Source organism: Marinobacter sp., assembly GCF_014859525.1.
GTDB lineage: Bacteria > Pseudomonadota > Gammaproteobacteria > Pseudomonadales > Oleiphilaceae > Marinobacter.
The window spans coordinates 1-5,859 of sequence record NZ_JACUUB010000112.1 but is presented as its reverse complement, the minus strand read 5'-3'; the positions used below and the strand labels follow the sequence as shown (position 1 = coordinate 5,859).

6 protein-coding genes are annotated in these 5,859 nt (G+C 58.8%); 4 read left to right on the top strand and 2 right to left on the bottom strand.

Annotation, left to right across the window (positions count from 1 at the left end; all coding sequences use genetic code 11):
* Nucleotides 1-167 precede the first annotated feature (167 nt).
* Nucleotides 168-371 carry a hypothetical protein gene (locus IBX51_RS14025; RefSeq protein ID WP_291831918.1) on the top strand — a complete coding sequence of 68 codons (204 nt, stop codon included), beginning with the start codon at nucleotides 168-170 and terminating at the stop codon, nucleotides 369-371.
* A 1-nt stretch (nucleotide 372) separates the two neighbouring features.
* Here IBX51_RS14025 and IBX51_RS14020 read toward each other — a convergent pair whose 3' ends face one another.
* Nucleotides 373-1,281 carry an acyltransferase gene (locus IBX51_RS14020; RefSeq protein ID WP_291831917.1) on the bottom strand — a complete coding sequence of 303 codons (909 nt, stop codon included), beginning with the start codon at nucleotides 1,279-1,281 and terminating at the stop codon, nucleotides 373-375.
* A gap of 182 nt (nucleotides 1,282-1,463) precedes the next feature.
* Here IBX51_RS14020 and IBX51_RS14015 point away from each other — a divergent pair, with 182 nt between their 5' ends.
* Nucleotides 1,464-2,615: an alpha/beta fold hydrolase gene (locus tag IBX51_RS14015; RefSeq protein WP_291831916.1), complete on the top strand. Its 1,152-nt coding sequence runs from the start codon at nucleotides 1,464-1,466 to the stop codon at nucleotides 2,613-2,615.
* Between the two features lie 216 nt (nucleotides 2,616-2,831).
* On the opposite strand, the gene IBX51_RS14010 is transcribed toward IBX51_RS14015, so the two are convergent.
* Nucleotides 2,832-3,506: a haloacid dehalogenase type II gene (locus IBX51_RS14010; protein ID WP_291831915.1), complete on the bottom strand. Its 675-nt coding sequence runs from the start codon at nucleotides 3,504-3,506 to the stop codon at nucleotides 2,832-2,834.
* A gap of 139 nt (nucleotides 3,507-3,645) precedes the next feature.
* Between IBX51_RS14010 and IBX51_RS14005 the strand changes: the two genes are divergently transcribed.
* Both IBX51_RS14005 and IBX51_RS14000 read left to right on the top strand, forming a co-directional pair.
* Entirely contained in the window at nucleotides 3,646-4,557 is a 912-nt protein-coding gene (locus IBX51_RS14005) for a LysR family transcriptional regulator (RefSeq protein ID WP_291831914.1), read from the top strand.
* 317 nt (nucleotides 4,558-4,874) lie between these two features.
* Nucleotides 4,875-5,859, top strand: a 985-nt coding sequence (locus tag IBX51_RS14000; protein WP_291831913.1) for a multidrug effflux MFS transporter, incomplete at its 3' end; no start/stop codon positions are given.

Here is a 5,859-nt window from a genome sequence, read left to right as displayed (position 1 = left end):
AACCGTGAGCTTTGTCGGAGTGGACGACGAGCGGCGGCAGATCAACTTCAAGCTGCTGTCGGCGGAAGAAATTGCCACCGGCCCGGACGGCGCCAATAACGCTTGAAAAACCGGTTGCGCAGGCACACCGTATATTTCAGGAGTAAACCTTGTAAGGGAGGTGTGTCATGCCCATCAGTCCTCAGGACTTCCTGAAGAAATACGGCTTTGACAAAGAAGACGAAGAGCCCGATCACAGTCTGCGGCACAATGCCATGGAGCACGCCAAACACCTGCGCCGGCCCCACGCCGGCACGCCCCATGACTGGGAAGAGTGGGAGCGTTACAAGCGAGAGCACCCGGATGAGGTGAAAGACGAGGACGAGCCCTGACTCAGCCCTCTTGGTTGTCGCCGCTGAGTTCGCGGCTCAAGCGCTCGTCTTTTCGTTGCCAGAGTTCACCTAGCCAATCTTTCACGTTCCGGCGATGCTCAGCGTCACTGGAATAATCTCGTCCTTTGAGGTGCTCCGGAATAGCCCGGGTGTCTATATCCATGTGAACTTCGGTAACGCGGCCGCACATAAACTGCCAGAAGGTGGGCGCTCCGCTCGGGTAGGCAATGGTGACATCCACCAGGGTATCGATGGAATCGCCCATGGCGTCCAGCACAAACGCCACGCCGCCAGCTTTGGGTGTCAGCAGGTTCTGGTACGGTGATTTCTGTTTGTCGTGTTTAGCCTGGGTAAAGCGGGTGCCTTCAACAAAGTTCATCACGCTGACCGGGGTAAACCGAAACTTCTCGCAGGCTTTGCGGGTAGCGGTCAGGTCCTCACCGCGCTTCTCCGGGTGTTTGATCAGGTATTCCCGGGTGTAGCGCTTCATGAACGGAAAATCCAGGCCCCACCAGGCCAGACCGATCACCGGCACCCAGATCAGTTGCTGTTTCAGGAAGAACTTGAGGAATGGCGCCCGGCGGTTAAACACCCGCTGCATGGCAAAGATATCGGCCCAGCTCTGGTGGTTGCTGAGCACCAGGTACCAGCTTTCGCGCTTGAGGTTTTCGGCCCCGGTCACCTGCCAGCGGGTGCCGTGGGTCAGTTTCATCCAGCCGGTGTTGCAGGCCACCCAGGATTCCGAGATCCAGATGATGGCTTTGGTACACAGCACACGGAAACCCTTGTGCGGGATAATCAGCTTCAGGATGGCCGGAATATACAGCAGCAGACACCAGAACACGGTGTTCAGGCCCAACAGAATAGAATTGATGACGCCAATCAAAGGAGCGGGCAGGAAGCTGAGCATGGTGGTCCTGTTTCAGGTTGTTGTTTCCGATGGCCGCCATGATAGCAACCGTCGACGGGATTGGGCAGAGGCCTGAAGTGACCTTCGCGCCGATCAAATGTGACGGTTTCGCCATGGTCTAGCGATGATCATCCGCCTATGCTGGCAACACCTGTTGAACCGACCCACTGCCGGAAGCCGTCATGCCCAACCCCCTGACCAACGCACTCGAAACCGCAACCGGCCTGGCCCGCCAGGGTACGCTCTATGCCGGCAACGCCTTCGACCGGGTGTTCCGCGCCGCCAGCCTGGTGCAGGCCGGGCAGACGCCATTTGAGACGCTGCACTTCGACGGACTGGTGAGCCTTCGCTATTACCCACCCCTGCAAGAGGATTTCATTGAGCTGGACGATCTGGTGATTCCGGTGGAGCGCAACATTCATCGTACGCCCATTGTGATCATCCCGCCTCTGGCAGTGAACATGCTGATCTACGATCTGTTCCCCCAGCGCAGTCTGGTGCGGTTCCTTCGGGCCAAGGGGTTTGAAGTCTATTTGATCGACTGGGGGGTTCCAAAGCGGGAACATACCCACTTCAACATGCACACCTATGTGGCGGAATTGCTGCCAGCCTATCTCAACCGGGTTCGGGAGCACAGCGGCGAGCAGGAGTTGTCGCTGCATGGCTGGAGTATGGGCGGTATGTTCACGCTGTTCTACTCAGCTCTGAGCAAAGACCAACACATTCGCAATGCCATTGTGCTGGGCCTGCCCATCGACAGCCATGCCTCCGGTGCCATCGGCTGGATGTACCAGCGCATCGCCGATGTGGCCGGTGTGGTACGTAAACGCACGGGGTTTCAGTTGCACAGTATGAAGCCGCACTGGTTTCACACCCCGGGCTGGGCGAATACCATCGGCTTCAAGCTGAGCAATCCGGTTGGCAGTGTGATGGGCTACTGGGAGCTGATTGTGCGCCTGGGGGATCGGGAGTTTGTGACCAACCATGCCACCACGTCGGCGTTTCTGGACCGGATGGTGGCCTACCCTGGAGGGATCATTCAGGACACGGTGGTGCGGGTGTGGATCGATAATCAGCTGGCAAAGGGGCAGATCCAGATCGGCGACGATTTCGCCCGGCTGGAGAATGTAAATGCCAACTTACTGGCGATTGCTGGTCAGGAGGATACGCTGGCAACGCCGGGGGCGGCGAAGCGCGTGATGGATCATGTCAGCTCCACCGATAAGACCTTTCGGGTAGCGCCTGGGGGGCATATGGGGATTCTTGCCGGCAGTAAGGCACCCAAGGCTTCCTGGCTGGAGCTGGCGGAGTGGCTGGCGGCTCATTCTGACTGACTTTGGATTTTTACTGGCTTTGGAATTTGTCGGCAGGGGTTGGGGTAGGCTTGCCAAAAAACGCTCCTGCGGCCCATCCGTGGGGCGCTTGGGCTCCGCCATCCATGGCTCCGCACATTTTTAGCAAGCCTACCCCAACCCCTGCCTTCGCTGACTTCTGAGCTGTATTCCTGCCGATTTTCGCTGGCTCGGTAAAATGTCACTCCCATTCACGGTTTATCGGAGATTTTCGATCGTTTCTTTCAATTCCGACAGACTTTTGATCACCGCTGACGGCTCAATTCCCCAGTCTTCAAATACCTTGTTGGCATCGCGCTTTACCCAGATCGCGGTAAGTCCTGCGGCTCTGGCACCAATCACGTCCCAGGCGTTGCTGGAAACCAGACAAAGGGGGCTATCCCAGGCGCCGGTGGCGCGGCGGGCGTAGGTGTAGACGGCCGGGTCGGGCTTGTAGGTTTTAAGATCGTCGACCGAGACCAAACCATCGAACTGGTCCAGCAGGTTGTTGTGACCAAGCACTTTTTCCAGTGCCGGATAGCTGCCGTTGGAGAACGCGAACAGGGGGTATTGACCTTTCAGTGCCTGCAGGGCCGGTAAGGCATCGTCAAACGCGGGCAAGGACAGGTAGGCAGCCATGAGTTGGTCTTCCCGCGCCTTGGTCAGCTCCAGTTGATGAACCGCCATGGCATAACGCAGGGCCTGGCGGGTGCATACACCGAAGTCTTCGTAGACTCGCATCAACCCTTTCCGGAACGAGAACTCCAGTTGCTTCTCTCGCCAAAGCGCAGCTACCGCTGCGGCTCCCTCACCCGCATCCCGCTCAAGCAGCCGGGACATGCCCATCGGATCGACTAAAGTTCCGTAAACATCAAACGCCAGGGTGGTTTTCATGTTTGCTCCTGTTGCGGGGAAGTATGTTCCAATATTGAACGATTACTCAATTTAGGCCAACCGGACTTTGGTGGCAAAACCGCTCAGTCGGTTCCGACTCTCTGGTGACTTAGCCGGTTCGCTCGCCTAAACTGAAACCATGAAGCCCGTTGATATATTGAATCTGGACTTGAAATCCCTTACCACCTTCGTTGCCGTCTTGGACGAAGGCGGTGTGTCGCGTGCGGCCGTCCGGTTGGGGGTGACTCAGTCGGCGGTAAGCCATACTCTGGAACGTCTGCGCCAGGCCTTTGGCGACCCCCTGTTTGTGAAATCCGGGCGGGGCATTGTGCCCACCGACTACGCCCTGCGTACCGGGCCGCACATCCGTCAGCTACTGGACGACTTGCGCACCCTGCCCTCGGGACCACCGTTTGAACCAGCCACCGCAGAGTTTACGTTTACCATTGCCGCTAACGACTACCAGCGGGATTTGCTGTTGCCGGGGTTGGTGAAGATGCTCCGGGACCAGGCGCCGGGTATTCACCTGCAGGTAATTCCTTCCGGTATTCCCAATGCCGATCTTCTGCGCAAAGAGGCCTGCGATCTGGTGATCAGCCCGTTCGCGCCGGAAACCACGGACATTATGCAACGGGGCTTGATGGCGGACCGGATGGTGGTGTTCTACGACCAAAATCAACGGCAAGCGCCGTCGGATCTGAAGGATTACATGAATGCCGACCACATCACCGTGCTGTTCGCCACTGGCGAGAAGCCAGGGCTGGACAGCACCATGGAGGCACGGGGGCTGAAACGGCGCAGCGTGGTCACCGTCTCAAACTTTTCCGGACTGCCCGAGTTTCTGCGCGGTACCACCTTACTCGCGTCTGCCCCTGAGCGCATGAGCACCCAGCTGATGCGAGACTTTGCCTACGTGCCCCTGCCGTTCCAGTACAACCCCTTCACCCTTTTGATGCTCTGGCACCGCCGCCACCAGACAGACCCTGCCCACCGATGGGTTCGCAACCAAGTGAACTCGGTGGCCGCCACCATGAACGGTCTTCACGATTAATCAATCGATTTCATTCATGTATGGCATGAAAGGTTAAGCCGTTATTTTTATCGCCTTGTCGGCCTAGACTTCACGTTCGCAGCAGGTCGGCTGGTGTGAGGGGCATCCTTCCGAAACACGCTCCTTCGGCACGTCCATGTGACGCCTGGGCTCCGCCTCTCAGCGCTAATTGCTCCTGCGTCGCGCTGAGAGTCCTGGGCAGGCCATCCATGGCCAGCCCGTGAAGCGCTGTCGCGCTCCACCCATGGCTCCGCACAGTTCCGGAAGGATGCTCCTCACACCAGCCTCGCAAACGTCATCATGGCCCTCAACAAACAATGCTCGCACTGACAAGTATCTGGACCACTATTTTACTCGCCGCCGCGGTCGCCCTCGGACCGATGGCCATTGATATGTACCTGCCGGCCCTGCCGCAAATCGGCGCGGACTTTCAAGCCGATACGGGTCAGGTCCAGTTCACCTTAAGTATTTACCTGATCGGCTTTGCCCTTGCTCAGCTTGTGTGTGGGCCCTTGGCCGATCGCTTTGGCCGAAAGCCTGTGATGATCGGCGGCATGCTGCTTTTCGCCCTCGCCAGCATTGGTTGCGCGCTGGCCCGCAACATCGAAACATTGCAGGTGTTCCGATTCCTTCAGGCGCTCGGCGGCTCCGCAGGTCCGGTACTGGCGCGGGCCATCGTCCGCGACGTATACATCCCCAGAGATGCAGCCAGAATCCTCGCCCTGCTCGCCGGCATGATGGCCCTGGCACCGGCCGTGGCACCCACCTTTGGCGGCCTGATTGTAGCCACCATGGACTGGCACTGGATCTTCATCGTCATGGCGGTCTACGCCTTGATCATGATGGCCGTTATCGCCTTCGGCATCCCCGAACCCCTGCGCCCGGAACACCGCCAGCCGTTCCGGTTCTGCCACTTAATGCGTAACTATCGCCGCATCAGCACCGACATGACCTTCATCGGTTACACTCTAACCAGTGCTGCCATCTACGGAGGCCTGTTCGCCTTCCTGTCCGGCTCCGCCTTCGTACTGATCGACGTTCTGGGCGTTGCGCCGGAACACTTCGGCCTGTACACCGCCATCACTGCCGGTGGCTACCTGCTCGGCAACATCGCCTCCATCCGCCTCGCCGGGCGCTACCTCCCAGACCAGATCCTGCTCTACGGCCTGGGCACCACCCTCACCGCCGGCGCCATCATGGCATTGCTTGCCTACCACCACGTCTACAACCCCTGGGCCGTGGTCGTCCCCCAGGCCCTGTTTATGGCCGGCACCGGCATGGTCCTGCCCCAAACCATGGCCG

Coding starts and splice junctions, on each gene's coding strand:
- IBX51_RS14020 (WP_291831917.1), bottom strand. CDS start 1,281: ATGCTCAGCTTCCTGCCCGCTCCTTTGATTGGCGTCATCAATTCTATT.
- IBX51_RS14025 (WP_291831918.1), top strand. CDS start 168: ATGCCCATCAGTCCTCAGGACTTCCTGAAGAAATACGGCTTTGACAAA.
- IBX51_RS14005 (WP_291831914.1), top strand. CDS start 3,646: ATGAAGCCCGTTGATATATTGAATCTGGACTTGAAATCCCTTACCACC.
- IBX51_RS14010 (WP_291831915.1), bottom strand. CDS start 3,506: ATGAAAACCACCCTGGCGTTTGATGTTTACGGAACTTTAGTCGATCCG.
- IBX51_RS14015 (WP_291831916.1), top strand. CDS start 1,464: ATGCCCAACCCCCTGACCAACGCACTCGAAACCGCAACCGGCCTGGCC.